The sequence below is a fragment of the Acinetobacter sp. YH16042 genome (assembly GCF_013417245.1).
Lineage (GTDB): Bacteria > Pseudomonadota > Gammaproteobacteria > Pseudomonadales > Moraxellaceae > Acinetobacter > Acinetobacter amyesii.
The window spans coordinates 21,700-35,608 of record NZ_VPEJ01000007.1; the positions used below are offsets into that span (position 1 = coordinate 21,700).

Sequence of the window (13,909 nt, forward strand, 5' to 3'; positions counted from 1 at the left end):
GATAAACATGGAACAGACTGAATTTTTCAAATTACTTGCAGATGAGACTCGTCTGAACATCATCATGCTGTTGGCTTGTAAAGGTGAACTCTGCGTCTGCGAACTCACTGAGTCCCTTGAATTGAGCCAACCTAAAATTTCGCGTCATTTGGCATTACTGCGTTCATCAGGTGTGCTGAGTGATCAACGTAAAGGTCAATGGGTCTATTACTCCATTCACCCTGCACTGCCTACTTGGTGTACACAAATACTCGATGTCATGCGTCACCAAGAACGATTTAAACTCCCCGAAAGGCACTACCACATTGTGTGAAACGCTATGAATTTTTTATTTCTATGTACTGGCAATAGCTGCCGCAGCATTTTATCCGAAGTACTTTTTAACCAGCGTGCCCCTGAAGGTTTCCGTGCTTATAGCGCAGGCAGTAAACCTTCAGGACAAGTCCACCCATTTACCTTAAAAACCCTACATAACCTCAATCTACCGACTGAGGGCTTGTCGAGTAAAACCATCACAGCATGTGAACAATACCAACCCGATGTGGTAATTACTGTCTGTGGTTCTGCAGCTCAAGAAGCTTGCCCAATTTACTTAGGCTCTGCCATCAAAGCACACTGGGGTTTAGAAGACCCTTCCCATTTAGAGCTTGCAGATGACGTAAAACTTGCAGCTTTTCTTGATACCGTGGCGCATATTAACCGCCGTTTAGATGCTTTATTTGCGCTCGATTTTACGCAATTAAGTCGCGAAGAACTCAACCAAGAAATCCAAAATATTTCAGAGATCCAATAATGGCTGCTGCAAAACTGTCATTTCTAGACCGCAATCTAACGCTATGGATTTTTATCGCAATGGGGCTAGGCATTGCGATTGGCGTGTATATTCCAAGTGCTTCAAGGGCTTTAAATCAAATCAATATCGGTGATGTCAATATTGCGATTGCCATTGGTTTAATCCTGATGATGTATCCGCCTTTGGCGAAAGTGGATTACAAAGCACTGCCTGAAGTGTTTAAAGACAAACGCACCCTATACCTTTCACTGCTTCAAAATTGGTTAATCGCGCCTTGCCTGATGTTTATTTTGGCTATCGTGTTTTTACAACACTACCCTGAATACATGACCGGTTTGATTCTGATTGGTTTAGCACGTTGTATTGCAATGGTTCTGGTTTGGAATGATCTCGCTTGTGGGGATAACCAATACGTTGCAGCTTTAGTGGCATTTAACAGTATTTTCCAAATTGCATTTTTTAGTACCTACGCATGGTTCTTTTTGAGTTTTTTACCGCCTTATTTTGGTATAGAAGCACAAGTGATCCAAGTCAGCTTTTGGACCATCACACATGCAGTATTGGTGTATCTAGGCATTCCCTTCCTGCTCGGTTTCCTAACGCGTGCCATATTGGTAAAACAAAAAGGTCTGGATTGGTATAAAAATCAATTTATACCCAAAATCAGCCCCATCAGTTTAATCGCATTACTCTTTACTATTGTGGTGATGTTTAGCCTCAAAGGTGCAGATGTCGTGAGCCTTCCGATGGATGTACTGCGTATTGCCATCCCCCTCACGATCTACTTTGTGGTGATGTTTTTCATTAGCTTTTTGATGAGCAAATGGATGGGCAATAACTACGCCAAAACCACTGCGATATCCTTTACAGCAGCAGGTAATAATTTTGAACTTGCCCTCGCTGTTGCCATCGCCACCTTTGGCATTGCATCTCCGATTGCATTTACCACGATTATTGGCCCATTGGTTGAAGTGCCTGTGCTTATTGCATTAGTCAGTGTATCGCTATGGTTAAAACGCAAATGGTATAAAGAGAACTAAAATGAAGCTCCCCAATATTCAACTAGATCTACTTGAAACACCGCGTTTTGAACAAGTTCAAGCTAAAGCACTTGAACATCCGCCACGCATTCTGCTGCTATATGGCTCTAACCGTGAACGCTCATTTAGCCGCCTAACGGTATTGGAGGCGGGTCGAATCCTTGAACATTTTGGTGCAGAAGTCAAAATCTTTCATCCTAAAGGTCTTCCTCTGCCTGAAGATGCTGAAACATCACATCCCAAAGTTCAGGAATTACATGAATTGCTTACATGGTCAGAAGGCATGGTTTGGTGTTCGCCAGAACGACATGGTGCGATGAGCTCTATATTGAAAGCACAAATTGATTGGATTCCTTTAGCGGCAGGTGCCATTCGTGCTACTCAAGGTAAAACGCTGGCGTTAATGCAAGTCAGTGGTGGTTCGCAATCTTTTAATGCTGTTAACCAAATGCGCATCCTTGGGCGTTGGATGCGGATGATCACGATTCCAAATCAATCTTCCGTTGCAAAAGCATTTTTAGAGTTTGATGAAAATGATCGCATGAAACCTTCCTCCTATTACATTCGCATTGTCGATGTGATGGAGGAATTATACAAATTTACCCTACTCACACGTGGTCAATCTGCCTACCTCACAGATCGCTATTCTGAACGAGTTGAAAGTGCGGAAGAACTCTCTAAACGAGTTAATCAAAAGAACCTTTAATGAAAAACTCCTGCATCTGTGCAGGAGTTTTGGTCTAAAATATCCATCCGTTTCAACTTAAACTAATAATTTATAAAATAATGTCGTTGAATCTATTGTACCTGTATGGCTCAATGCAAATTGCGGAATGATCCCAGCTTTTATAAAGTTAAATTTTTCATATAGCTTTTCAGAGGCATCGCCTGTACGCGTATCAAGTACAAGTAATTTCAAGTTCAAGTGTTTTGCTTTATCTTCTGCAAGTGTGAATAGTTGGTGAGCAATGCCTTGCTGACGTACCTTTGGATGCACCATAAGTTTTTCAATCTCAGCACGATGCAGTGCATTGGCTTTGGTGGCACGAACCAATTGTACTGTGCCCACAATTTCACCGCTTTGTAGCGCCGTCCACAAAAAGGTTTTATGCTTTTGAATATCCTTTGTCACAGCAGACCAATATTCATCATAGTGCGACTTAGATTCTTTAGCTAAAAAAACCCAGTGATGCACCATCTTGCACACATTGTGCCAATAATTCACACAGTTGAGCCTGCTCATCTTTTAGATCTTGAATGTTTAAATATTGAATTTCGCTCATATTCTTCTCGTCTTATTACTATTTTTATCGTTATATTCAAATGGCATGCCATAAAAAATCCCGCTCGGAAGCAGGATTTTGATTTTCAATTTAGTAAATCGCCATATGATTGCGATGGATCATTTCAAGTGATCGGGCTTCCCCTAAAACTTGATGAACTTTATCGGAGGCCAAACCTTTGACGATTTCTGCCGAACGTGAACTGAAGTTTACACGACCGACGGCAACACGATGACCTTGTGTATCGACACATTCCACCACATCACCACGTTCGAAATGCCCTTCAACAGCTTTCACACCGACAGGTAATAAACTGCGGTGATTATCACGAATGGCTTTGACTGCGCCATCATCAATCACCAAACGTCCAGCTGTTTGTAAATGTGCAGCTAACCATTGCTGATGTGCAGTCACACGGTCATTATCAGTAATAAATAATGTACCGAGTAATTCACCTGCCATTACACGTGACAGCACATTATCACTATCACCGCTCGCAATCACGGTTGGACAACCTGACTTAGCAGCCAAACGTGCTGCACGAACTTTGGTTAACATGCCACCACGGCCAAATTTACCGCCGCCGCCAGCCATATCGAATAATGATTCATCCATTGCACGTACTGTATGGAACAGTTTTGCGTCTGGATTGGAACGAGGGTCAGAGTCGAACATACCTTCTTGGTCAGTTAAAATCACCAATAAGTCTGCATGTACCTGACCCGCCACCATAGCTGCCAAAGTATCGTTATCACCAAAGCGAATTTCATCTGTCGAAACAGTGTCATTCTCATTGATGACTGGAATGACACGCCAGTCGATCAAGTGTTGCAACGCATCACATGAGTTTAAATAGCGACGACGGTCTGCCAAGTCATCATGCGTTAACAACACTTGCGCTGTGCGTATCGAACGTTGTTCTAATACGCTAGACCAAGTATGAATTAAGCCCATCTGACCAATGGCAGCACAAGCCTGTAGACTGGGTAGATCTGTGGGTCGGTTGTCCAAATTCATACGAACCATCCCTTCAGCCACAGCACCGGAAGACACAAGAATGATCTCGTGTCCTGCATTGTGTAGTTCTGCAATTTGTCCCGCCCAATGCGAGATTGCATCCAGATCTAACCCTTTTCCGTTTGCTGTGAGTAGTGATGATCCGATTTTAACAACGATACGTTTACAACCCTTGAGCTGACGTTGCCCATCTACCACTTCTATCATCTTGTCCTCAGACTTGTTTGCTTTGACACTTATTCAGCAATTAACGTACGTAGTACGATTCTGCCTCATCATCACCGTCTTCAAATTCATCATCAAAGTCTTCACCTTGACCTGCCAGACGTTGTTGACGACGCATTTCACGATATGCTTCTTTCGCAGCAAGCGTTTGCTCACGTGTTTCAGCTTCAAGCTGATCACGGAATGCTTTAACTTCTGCAGCATATTCAGGATCTTCAGTTTCGCGTTCGCGCTGCTCTTCAATTTGATCCATCAGGTAATACACAACGTCTTTAGTACCTTCAAACGTTAAACCTGAAGTTTTGAATACAGGGCCTTTCCACTGCAACTCTTCGAGAATGTGATCACACCATTCATCACGCGTTTCAGCCGCCAATTGGTCTACTTTATTGAGTACCAATACAACAGGTAATTTTGAAAGTGTTGGGGAGAATTTTTTCAATTCTTCCAAAATTGCTTTTGCATTGTACGCAGGGTCAGAACCATCAATCGGTTGAACATCTACGATGTGCAATAAAATACGTGTACGCGCCAAGTGTTTCAGGAATCGAATACCTAGACCAGCACCTTCTGCAGCCCCTTCGATTAGACCCGGAATATCCGCCATTACAAATGAACGGTGACTATCGGCATCAACCACACCTAGGTTTGGCACCATTGTGGTAAATGGATAATCTGCAACTTTTGGTTTTGCTGCTGAAACTGCACGGATAAAGGTTGATTTACCCGCATTTGGCATACCCAACAAACCAACGTCTGCGAGTACTTTTAATTCAAGACGAATTTCACGATATTCGCCTTTTGAGCCGTGTGTACATTTACGTGGAGAACGGTTGGTTGAAGATTTGAAGTGAGTATTACCCAAACCACCTTCACCACCTGCTGCCACTAACACACGCTGACCGTCAGCCACTAAGTCGCCGATGATATCGCCAGATTCTGTATCTACAATTGTTGTGCCCACTGGAACGAGCAATACGGTATCTTCACCGCCACGGCCTGAGCAGTTCGCTCCACGACCATTTTTAGCACGTTCTGCACGGAATTTACGTGTATAACGATAATCTACTAGGGTACTTGTGTCGTTGTCGGCTTGAACGTATACGTTACCGCCACGACCACCATCACCACCATCTGGACCACCAAATGGTACGAATTTTTCACGGCGAAAACTGGCTACGCCATTGCCACCGTCGCCAGCCTCTACGGTAATGACTGCTTCATCAACAAAGCGCATGTTTGCCAATCCTCTAAAAACTTTAAAACCGCTTATTCTGCCATATTTTAAAGAATTTCTCGAACAATATTATTCAGCAATACTATAAATTTCATTCATCTTGGTGCTGATGCAAATTTTTAGGAAAATCCGCACCTAGCTCGAAAATCTTTAGCTCATCATCAAAATACCTTTGATAAATGGCAAACGAATTTCAATCCCCATTTCTGAAAGCTATTTACGTGCATTTTCCTTGGCTTCAATAATTTCAGGCAAGGTTCGTTCAACCCAACAAATCAGATGCATTAACTTTTCTGCAGCCTGCGAGCCCATTAAAGTCAGTTGATATTCAACTTTGGGTGGCACAACTGGATAGACTGTCCTTAAGATAAAACCATCTTGCTCGAGCATTTTCAGCGTTTGAGCCAGCATCTTTTCGCTTACCCCTTCGATCCGCTGCTTAAGTTCACTAAAACGGTGTACCCCTTCAGTCAAACAACGCAAAACTAATACTGACCATTTATTGGTGAGATGTTCCAATATTTCTCTAGATGGACAGTCCGTGGATAAAACTTGACCTAATAATTTACTTGTAGCGTATGTGTTCATTAAATCTTTCCTCAAAGTCACTAACTTACTTTTTGGTACGTACTTACATTTAGTAAGTTAACAGATTAAGATTCAACCATCAAGATCATTGATTCAACAATCAGAGGGTTTAAATATGAAAATCGCAATTACAGGTGCAACAGGTCAACTAGGCCAATTGGTCCTTCAATTTTTATTGAAAGAAACCGCGGCCGAAAACATCATCGCTTTAGTTCGATCACCAGAAAAAGCAGCATCTCTACAAGCTCAAGGCATCGAACTTCGTCATTTTGACTATGATCAACCAGATACACTTGTTCCTGCACTACAAGGTGTCGATAAATTATTACTCATTTCTGCCAATGAAATTGGTCGTCGTACTCCACAACACAAAGCCGTAATTGATGCTGCTGTAGAAGCAAAAGTTCCATATATTGCTTATACCAGCCTGTTACGTGCCGATACATCGCCATTGGGTTTATCTCAAGAGCATCGTGAAACAGAAAGTCTGATTCAAGCTAGTGGTTTAACCTATACCTTCTTACGAAATAACTGGTATGTCGAAAACTATCTTGCTGCTGCTGGGCATGTGGTTGAAACAGGTACCTTATTTGGTGCAGCAAAGGATGGAAAAATTAATGCAGCGACCCGTGCTGACTATGCCGAAGCAGCTGCAAAAGTACTTACAAGCGCTGGTCATGAGAATAAAACCTATGAACTTGCAAGCTCAGACAGTTTCACATTGGCACAGCTTGCTGAAACCCTACAGCAAGTTTCAGGTCAAAATGTTCACTATCAAAATTTAACTGCAGAAGACTACACGCAAGGCCTATTACAAGCGGGCTTACCCGCTGGTCTTGTAGATGTGATCGTCGATGCCGATATCAATAGCATTGACGGTGCAATGCAAAGTGATCGTAAAGACTTGGAACAGTTACTCGGTCACCCAACCACTTCTCTACGTAGTGCTGTTGAAGCTGCTTTAAAATAAGATCAAACCAACAAAAAAGCCCGAATTGATTCGGGCTTTTTTTTGAGTTAAATCTAACTTATGGATGTACATTTTTTATCGGCAAATCCATATTCATATCTAAATTTGCCTTGGTATTACGCTCTGCGTTATACATCGTGGCATTAAAGGTTGCGATTTTTCGCATGGTCATCGGGTCATTGAGTTTGAGTTGTGGTGCAAACTGATGTACCACATGCAAATCGACTTTTTCATTAAACTCAAAATACACTGGACCATTAAAATTTATTCGAATAGGAATGTTATAGGTTCTTTTCAAATGAAAAGGCACATCTAACTTGACAGGAATATCCATTTTTAAGGGAAATTTCGGCACTAGTTTATTTTTAATCACCAAATCTGTGGTCGCCTCAAGCGGCATCGTCTGGTTAATTTGAATATTGGTGGAATAATCAATATCAACAGAAATGGGAACCTCTACACTAAACTGCAAATCTGCCAGATATTTTCCCTTCAAGGGTAGTTGCAGCTTCCGATCTAAAGCAATCTGCGTATCCAACGTCCCGATGGACTGCGTTTGCAAATAATTACCAACGAAAATTTTGGTGGGTAGTGAATGCGACAATTGAATATCAGCATTTTTTGCACGCACTTGCATCGACGCATAAATATTTAAATACAACCAAAATAGCACCGCAACCAATAACGCAACTGCGATAAAACTTAAAATGATGCGCTTCGCCGATTGAAATATCCACATGGCTTACTCCTGAGCTTTCGCTTCAGTTTTGGCATGCTCTCTGTTGAGTCGCATTGTTTTTAGTGGAATCACCAATTCACCCTTTTTAATTTGAACGGGCAACGTATTTTGTACGTCCACTGTCGCTTTCAATGCCGTTTTAATTGGAACATTCAAATTACCTTCAATAGGAATGTTGGTTTTTAAATTTGCATTGAGTGGAATATGCAGGTTTTCTTTCAGCACGGTTTTGACTGGCGCATCAAATTTTAAATGTACTTTTTGCTCCAAAGGCACATTCATATTTACTGAAATATCCAATTGTATCGGGATATCACCTTTGAGTGGCAATGTCACATCCTGCCCCATGACTCTGACTTTCACTTTGGTATTCACAGGAAGGTTTTGATTCACTTTCAAAGTTTCACGCACTGGAATCGTGGTCTTGATCGGGACTTGATTATCAAAATACACCCGTGGTGTCAGCGTTTGAGTTAAGGGAATATTTAAATTTTCATGTATCGGAATTTCAGCATTCACCCGCCCTGTCACGTCCACATCCAAGGCATCATGAATTTTGACTTCGGCTTGTAATGGCTCTTGCAGGTCGATATTGACGTTTTGATTTTCTAGTGGGATATAAATATTAAAGTGCTTAAACACCCAAATGGCGATGAGTACACCACAGAGTGCAGCAAACACAATAAATGCCAATCCACTGAGCATGTGCTTTGCTTGCAAACTAAATTCCTTTTGCTTTTTATTTTTTACAGTCTCATTTTGAACACATTATACAAACCAGTTTGCAATTTTTTTGTATTTAATTCTTTAATAATTTCATTAACTTAAAACTTGAACATTTTAGTCAGCTTTTCATTATAAACGACTCACACTCATCTAACAGTGGCAGAAAAAACAAGAACTTTTGATGCTTATGATCAATCCATTCGTCATCTATGCCTTAAGTTTTTAACCCATACTCTTTAGATAAAAAAAGAGCCTCAAAAGAGGCTCTTTTTTTAGATGACTTCTACAAATTATGCATTTGTTTCAGCAGGAACTTTTGGATAGCTTACGCCGCCCATTTGTTCAGCAATGCGAAGTACCTGGCAGCTATAACCTACTTCGTTATCATACCAAACGTAGCAAGTTAAACGGTTGCCTGAAGTGATGGTCGCTTGAGCGTCGAATACACCTGCAGTACGTGAACCGATAAAGTCAGAGGATACAACTTCAGTTGAGTTTGTATAACCAATTTGACCTTGAAGGTTAGAGTTGATTGAAATTTGGCGAATGTATTCATTCACTTCTTCACGATCAACATCTTGACCTAAAGTAAGGTTCAAAATTGCAAGAGATACGTTTGGAGTAGGTACACGTACTGAGTTACCAGTCAATTTACCTTGAAGAGCAGGAAGCGCTTTAGCAACAGCTTTAGCAGCACCTGTTTCAGTAATAACCATGTTCAATGTTGCAGCACGGCCACGACGGTCAGCTTTATGATAGTTGTCGATTAAGTTTTGGTCGTTCGTGAACGAGTGAACTGTTTCAACATGACCATTGATCACTGTGTACTTGTCGTTTAACACTTTAAGTGTTGGTGTGATCGCGTTTGTTGTACAGCTTGCAGCAGAGATGATTGTATCTTCATCAAGGATGTCAGCTTGGTTCACACCGTATACAACGTTCTTCATGTCACCTTTACCAGGTGCAGTTAGAATTACACGTGCAGCGCCAGCGCATTTAAGGTGCTGTGCAAGACCTTCAGAATCACGCCATTTACCTGTGTTATCGATTACAAGTGCATTGTTAATACCGTAAGCAGTGTAATCAACTTCAGATGGGTTAGACGCATAGATCACTTTGATGAAGTTACCGTTTGCAATGATTGCTTCGTTTTCTTCATCAACAGAAATCGTACCTGCGAATGGACCATGAATAGAGTCACGACGTAACAAAGACGCACGTTTTTCTAAGTCACCGTCAGATGATTTACGAACAACGATTGCTTTAAGGTTAAGACCACGGCCTAGACCAGATTGGCTGATCATCAAACGTGCAAGGATACGACCAATACGACCGAAACCGTAAAGTACAACATCACGGTTTTCAACGTTAGTTGCATTGCCTTCAAGTGATTTAACAGCGTCAGCAACGAATGCGTCAACATCACCGCCTTTTTCTTTGAACTCAACAGCAAGTTTGCCAAGATCAATTTCAGCAGTACCGATGTTTTCGATTTTTGCCAAAGCTTCAAGAATTGGGAAAGTGTTCACAACTGAAAGTTCAACGTCAAGTACGCGAGTACGACGATGCGCTTTAAGAATTTGGATAACCGAACGGTTAATTAAAGAACGACCGTATACTGTAGCTACGATGTTTTTTTCACGATATAACTGACCCACTAGGGCAATCATACGTTCCGCGATTTCTTCACGGTTTTTCCAGCGACCTTGGTGCTCTGCATGTAGGGCAACGATAGTGTCTTTGCTCACAGATACGTCCTCTAATTAATTGTAAATCTAAGCATAAATTTCAAAACCCCACAATTGTAATGGAAAACTGAAAATTAATGAATCTAAAAGCAGATTTCGACAAGGTTATTTTGTTATATATTCACTATCAATTTTCAAAATAATCATGATTAGTATTATGATTTTATAGCCGAAAGTTGAAAAACCGGCTTTTTCGCAGATTTTTGTCACAAAATTTCAAATGTAGTTTTATCAACCAGATCTCTGCATATTTAGCTCAAAGATTAACGAATATTTATATTTTTCAAATTGCGGTGTTTTTTTATTTTGCTCAATTTATAGTATTTTTACTAATGTTAAGCTCGTAATAATAATTTCACATTTTTAAATGATTTTTATGACTATTCGACGGAGTCTTACATCGAAGGTTTGAATAAAGGGTTTAGCCTTCAGTTGGAGGTACTCTTACGAAACGTTGTGTCTCATTTGGCAAAATGAGAAGCGTGCTTCGTAAGGAAACCATCTTGCGGAGCAATGCACCTCACCGACAAAACTCGTTCACTACCGTCAATTTATTCAAAGTATCGCAAAAACATTTTTTATTAGAAGTAACCCTGTCTCAGACAATTGCGGATGACATTACCGCGTATCGTTCTTTTATTTGAATCAAATTACGCCTCTAATGTTACTGCCTAAAATTATTTAAAGTCAGATCTATATTTAAAATTCAGTTAATTTTTCAGATTCTCAGCAAATTTTTCCAGATTAAAATCAAAGAAATTTACACTCAGCTCAAATACTTTCGGTAGTGCATTTAAACCATTCTCTCCAGCACTAATCGCAAAATATCTCCGATCACTAAAAGACTGCACCTTTAAGGCATTTTCACATGGCTCAAAATCGAGATTGACGAGCTGTGACGCATGTTCCTTTAGCAACATTAAAACCTGCATATAAGTTTGTCGCTTTTTTTGCTGCTGCGCTTTTAAAGCATCGGCTTCAAGGCTTTCATAATCCCCTGTTTTCGTCATGCGTTTGGAAAATCCAACATGCGCGCCATGGGTACCCATATTTTCTACAGTTGCGTCTGTAGCAAAGATCTTCTGTTGATCATCGACCGGCTGCAAGAGCGCTTTCAACGCCGTATGAATTTGCTGTGACTGCTGATGATGTAACTCCCAATCATCTTCATTTTGAACATGAAAAATGTGCGTACGCCGTTTCAACAAAAGCACCTGCCAAGCCTGTAGTTGAAGTCGCAGTCGCTTTAACTCCAAACTTGCCTCAAACTTAGGGCAACTACTCAAGACGTTTAGACTCGTGATGAGCTTCTGAGATATTTGCATGCTATGGAAAAAGACAAAATCATGCTGTATCTGCTCACTCAGTTGATATTGAACAGTCTGATGTAAGGGCTTCAATATCAATGTATTGAACTGCTGCTCAAAAGCAGGTAAAGCCGTCGCTAATTGAGTAGCATCCTCTACATGCAGCATTAAAAGTAGATGCTTATCTAACCGTGTATAAAGTTGCTGCATTAAATTTTGCAGATTTAAATGTATAAAACCTGCAATAGATGCCAGCTTAGAGACTTGAATTTTTAATTGTTCTATCTGCTGATTTTCTAAAGCAGTAGTTAAATCTATGGCCACCCCATCAAAAACGTCGTCTGCTAAGGCCTCATTATGCTTTGTCGATAAAAACCGAGTTGCTGAATACTGCGTCGTCCAATCTAAATCAGGCGACAAAATATAAATAAACTCAGATGTTTGTACAATTTGTAAATATCGCGTTTTTTGTTCACGCTTTAAATAGTATTTAAAAATCGGATGTTGCCAAACCTCAGACGATTTCGGGATAGTGGCATCAAAAAATTGCCCCAACATATGTGACTTTAAGAAAATTTCGATCAAGAAAATTTTGACTTGCTGGGCAGTGAGTTCACGTGCATCACTCGGCGCAATCAAATCCATTTTACGGATGATTTGTGCAGCATTTAAAATGAAATGCCGATGTAATACGTTTTTTTCATGCTGTAATTCAAAATCTTCTTCGGCATCTATTTTATTGATATAGGCTAGGTTTTCTTCTAATTTTTGCGCAACTTGAATACTCATTGTCAATGTTCGAAGTTCTTCGAGCTGTGTTGCCAAATACTGTGCATGCTCACGCATGACATCATATTTTAATACTTTCATCAACATGCCCAAATTCATCGGCACATCAAGTTGATACGACCGTGATGAAGACTCCCAACGAATACCTTTTTGCGATAACACCTGCTGTATCTGCGCTAAATTGGATTGATCAAGATCAGTGCATACTTCAGACACAATACTCCGCCAATGCTGATCCAACACAGGCTCTAGCTGTAAAAGTTTAGCGCTTAGATGAAATGGGACAACCACTGACTGCTTCCTGTATCTTGGTTTTTTAATCAATCTTTTATCGATTTCAGTTTATTTTTATCTAAAATAAATATTTTTGTACACCATCATTCAATGCTGTTCTTCCTAAACAATGAATTGAATCATGGTGTGTTTTAGTTTTATAAGTTTAAGATTTTCTTAAAAAACAGCAAGCGTTAATTGTGAACTGATCAATTTATCGTACCAATATTTTCAGTCTAAGAATCGATTCGATCATTTAACGCTTTTACATTTTTAGCTAACGCACGTTCATTTTGCTTTTGTTTAAACAGATGCAAGATGCCTTCTATCACCAATAACAAAACGGCACCCCAAATTGGAATATAGGTCAGCCATTCTTCTGCTTCTACTCGCTCTCCCAATGCGATCGATGCAAATGCTAACAACACAGGTTCTAAATAACTCAACAAACCAAAAATCACAAATGGCAGATAGCGACTCGCCAACATATAGCTACCTAAGCCAAGCGCACTCAGAAAACCAAGTCCTAAAACCGCCAAAATCAGATGCGGGAATAACGACATCAGCGCTAAACTATCGCTATGAATAAATCCTAAATAAAATGCTACAGGCAGAATTAAGCAAAGATCCCACCAAAAACCACCCAAATGATCAGTTTTAAAGGTACGACGTAAAAAGAAATAAATTGGATAAGCCACAGCGACATAAACAGTTTCCCACGCGATACTGCCAATACGCCAAATTTCATGGCCGACACCTAAAATTGCCAGTGCCACGGCAGCCATCTGCCATTTAGAAAGTTTTTCTTTATACAGCACACATCCGACCAGAACCATCACTAAAGGCAGTAGAAAATATCCCAAAGAAACTTCTAGTCCACGGCCATTAATCGGCCCCCACAAAAACAACCAAAGCTGTGTAGTACATAAAAAAGAACTGATGATTAACCAAATCAGAAAGATCGGCTGTTTAACCACTCGCCAAAAAATTTCACTGACTTTGTTTAAATCTTTCATCCACCACATAAATAAGGTTAAAAATGGTAAGGTCGCCAACATGCGCCATGCAAAAGTTTGCTCGCTATCTAGAGGTTTTAAAAAGATGGTAAAGAAATACAAAATACCAAAAGTGACCGATGCCAATACAGACAATGCAACGCCTTTATACATCTTTC

The 13,909-nt window shown here is 40.4% G+C and carries 14 protein-coding genes; 5 read left to right on the forward strand and 9 right to left on the reverse strand.

Annotation, left to right across the window (positions count from 1 at the left end; genetic code table 11):
* Positions 1–7: 7 nt before the first annotated feature.
* From FTV37_RS06955 to arsH, 4 genes are read left to right on the forward strand one after another with little or no spacing between them, the layout of a single operon-like run.
* The gene (locus tag FTV37_RS06955; RefSeq protein WP_180063375.1) at positions 8–313 is read left to right on the forward strand and encodes a metalloregulator ArsR/SmtB family transcription factor; all 306 of its coding nucleotides are present in this window, start codon (positions 8–10) and stop codon (positions 311–313) included.
* 6 nt (positions 314–319) lie between these two features.
* Positions 320–793: an arsenate reductase ArsC gene (locus FTV37_RS06960; protein ID WP_180063376.1), complete on the forward strand. Its 474-nt coding sequence runs from the start codon at positions 320–322 to the stop codon at positions 791–793.
* Positions 793–1,833 carry an ACR3 family arsenite efflux transporter gene (gene arsB, locus FTV37_RS06965; RefSeq protein WP_180063377.1) on the forward strand — a complete coding sequence of 347 codons (1,041 nt, stop codon included), beginning with the start codon at positions 793–795 and terminating at the stop codon, positions 1,831–1,833. Before FTV37_RS06960 ends, arsB begins: the two co-directional genes overlap by 1 nt.
* 1 nt (position 1,834) lies before the next feature.
* Positions 1,835–2,539 carry an arsenical resistance protein ArsH gene (gene arsH, locus FTV37_RS06970; RefSeq protein WP_180026316.1) on the forward strand — a complete coding sequence of 235 codons (705 nt, stop codon included), beginning with the start codon at positions 1,835–1,837 and terminating at the stop codon, positions 2,537–2,539.
* Between the two features lie 57 nt (positions 2,540–2,596).
* Here arsH and FTV37_RS06975 read toward each other — a convergent pair whose 3' ends face one another.
* The 4 genes from FTV37_RS06975 to FTV37_RS06990 all read right to left on the reverse strand — a co-directional run bounded on the left by FTV37_RS06975 (position 2,597) and on the right by FTV37_RS06990 (position 6,183).
* Positions 2,597–3,031 (reverse strand): GNAT family N-acetyltransferase, encoded by a 435-nt coding sequence (locus FTV37_RS06975; protein WP_180040466.1) that lies wholly within the window; start codon positions 3,029–3,031, stop codon positions 2,597–2,599.
* 175 nt (positions 3,032–3,206) lie between these two features.
* Positions 3,207–4,340: a glutamate 5-kinase gene (gene proB, locus FTV37_RS06980; RefSeq protein ID WP_078191872.1), complete on the reverse strand. Its 1,134-nt coding sequence runs from the start codon at positions 4,338–4,340 to the stop codon at positions 3,207–3,209.
* Between the two features lie 40 nt (positions 4,341–4,380).
* Complete coding sequence (gene cgtA / locus FTV37_RS06985; protein ID WP_078190204.1) at positions 4,381–5,595, reverse strand: Obg family GTPase CgtA; 1,215 nt, start codon at positions 5,593–5,595, stop codon at positions 4,381–4,383.
* Between the two features lie 213 nt (positions 5,596–5,808).
* Complete coding sequence (locus FTV37_RS06990) at positions 5,809–6,183, reverse strand: helix-turn-helix domain-containing protein (RefSeq protein WP_180063378.1); 375 nt, start codon at positions 6,181–6,183, stop codon at positions 5,809–5,811.
* A gap of 115 nt (positions 6,184–6,298) precedes the next feature.
* On the opposite strand from FTV37_RS06990, the gene FTV37_RS06995 reads away from it, so the two are divergent.
* The gene (locus FTV37_RS06995) at positions 6,299–7,153 is read left to right on the forward strand and encodes an SDR family oxidoreductase (RefSeq protein WP_180063379.1); all 855 of its coding nucleotides are present in this window, start codon (positions 6,299–6,301) and stop codon (positions 7,151–7,153) included.
* Positions 7,154–7,211: 58 nt separating this feature from the next.
* Here FTV37_RS06995 and FTV37_RS07000 read toward each other — a convergent pair whose 3' ends face one another.
* From FTV37_RS07000 to rarD, 5 genes are all read right to left on the reverse strand, one after another.
* Positions 7,212–7,892: a hypothetical protein gene (locus FTV37_RS07000; RefSeq protein ID WP_180063380.1), complete on the reverse strand. Its 681-nt coding sequence runs from the start codon at positions 7,890–7,892 to the stop codon at positions 7,212–7,214.
* Positions 7,893–7,895: 3 nt separating this feature from the next.
* Complete coding sequence (locus tag FTV37_RS07005) at positions 7,896–8,597, reverse strand: MFS transporter (RefSeq protein ID WP_218947574.1); 702 nt, start codon at positions 8,595–8,597, stop codon at positions 7,896–7,898.
* A 311-nt stretch (positions 8,598–8,908) separates the two neighbouring features.
* Positions 8,909–10,366: a glyceraldehyde-3-phosphate dehydrogenase gene (locus FTV37_RS07010; protein ID WP_180063381.1), complete on the reverse strand. Its 1,458-nt coding sequence runs from the start codon at positions 10,364–10,366 to the stop codon at positions 8,909–8,911.
* Positions 10,367–11,076: 710 nt separating this feature from the next.
* A complete protein-coding gene (locus FTV37_RS07015; RefSeq protein ID WP_180063382.1) occupies positions 11,077–12,753 on the reverse strand; it encodes a hypothetical protein in 1,677 nt (558 codons plus the stop codon).
* Positions 12,754–12,971: 218 nt separating this feature from the next.
* On the reverse strand, positions 12,972–13,904 hold the full coding sequence (gene rarD, locus FTV37_RS07020) for an EamA family transporter RarD (protein WP_180063383.1): 933 nt from the start codon (positions 13,902–13,904) through the stop codon (positions 12,972–12,974).
* Positions 13,905–13,909: the final 5 nt, after the last annotated feature.

Coding starts and splice junctions, on each gene's coding strand:
- FTV37_RS06955 (WP_180063375.1), top strand. CDS start 8: ATGGAACAGACTGAATTTTTCAAATTACTTGCAGATGAGACTCGTCTG.
- FTV37_RS06960 (WP_180063376.1), top strand. CDS start 320: ATGAATTTTTTATTTCTATGTACTGGCAATAGCTGCCGCAGCATTTTA.
- arsB (WP_180063377.1), top strand. CDS start 793: ATGGCTGCTGCAAAACTGTCATTTCTAGACCGCAATCTAACGCTATGG.
- arsH (WP_180026316.1), top strand. CDS start 1,835: ATGAAGCTCCCCAATATTCAACTAGATCTACTTGAAACACCGCGTTTT.
- FTV37_RS06975 (WP_180040466.1), bottom strand. CDS start 3,031: ATGGTGCATCACTGGGTTTTTTTAGCTAAAGAATCTAAGTCGCACTAT.
- proB (WP_078191872.1), bottom strand. CDS start 4,340: ATGATAGAAGTGGTAGATGGGCAACGTCAGCTCAAGGGTTGTAAACGT.
- cgtA (WP_078190204.1), bottom strand. CDS start 5,595: ATGCGCTTTGTTGATGAAGCAGTCATTACCGTAGAGGCTGGCGACGGT.
- FTV37_RS06990 (WP_180063378.1), bottom strand. CDS start 6,183: ATGAACACATACGCTACAAGTAAATTATTAGGTCAAGTTTTATCCACG.
- FTV37_RS06995 (WP_180063379.1), top strand. CDS start 6,299: ATGAAAATCGCAATTACAGGTGCAACAGGTCAACTAGGCCAATTGGTC.
- FTV37_RS07000 (WP_180063380.1), bottom strand. CDS start 7,892: ATGTGGATATTTCAATCGGCGAAGCGCATCATTTTAAGTTTTATCGCA.
- FTV37_RS07005 (WP_218947574.1), bottom strand. CDS start 8,597: ATGCTCAGTGGATTGGCATTTATTGTGTTTGCTGCACTCTGTGGTGTA.
- rarD (WP_180063383.1), bottom strand. CDS start 13,904: ATGTATAAAGGCGTTGCATTGTCTGTATTGGCATCGGTCACTTTTGGT.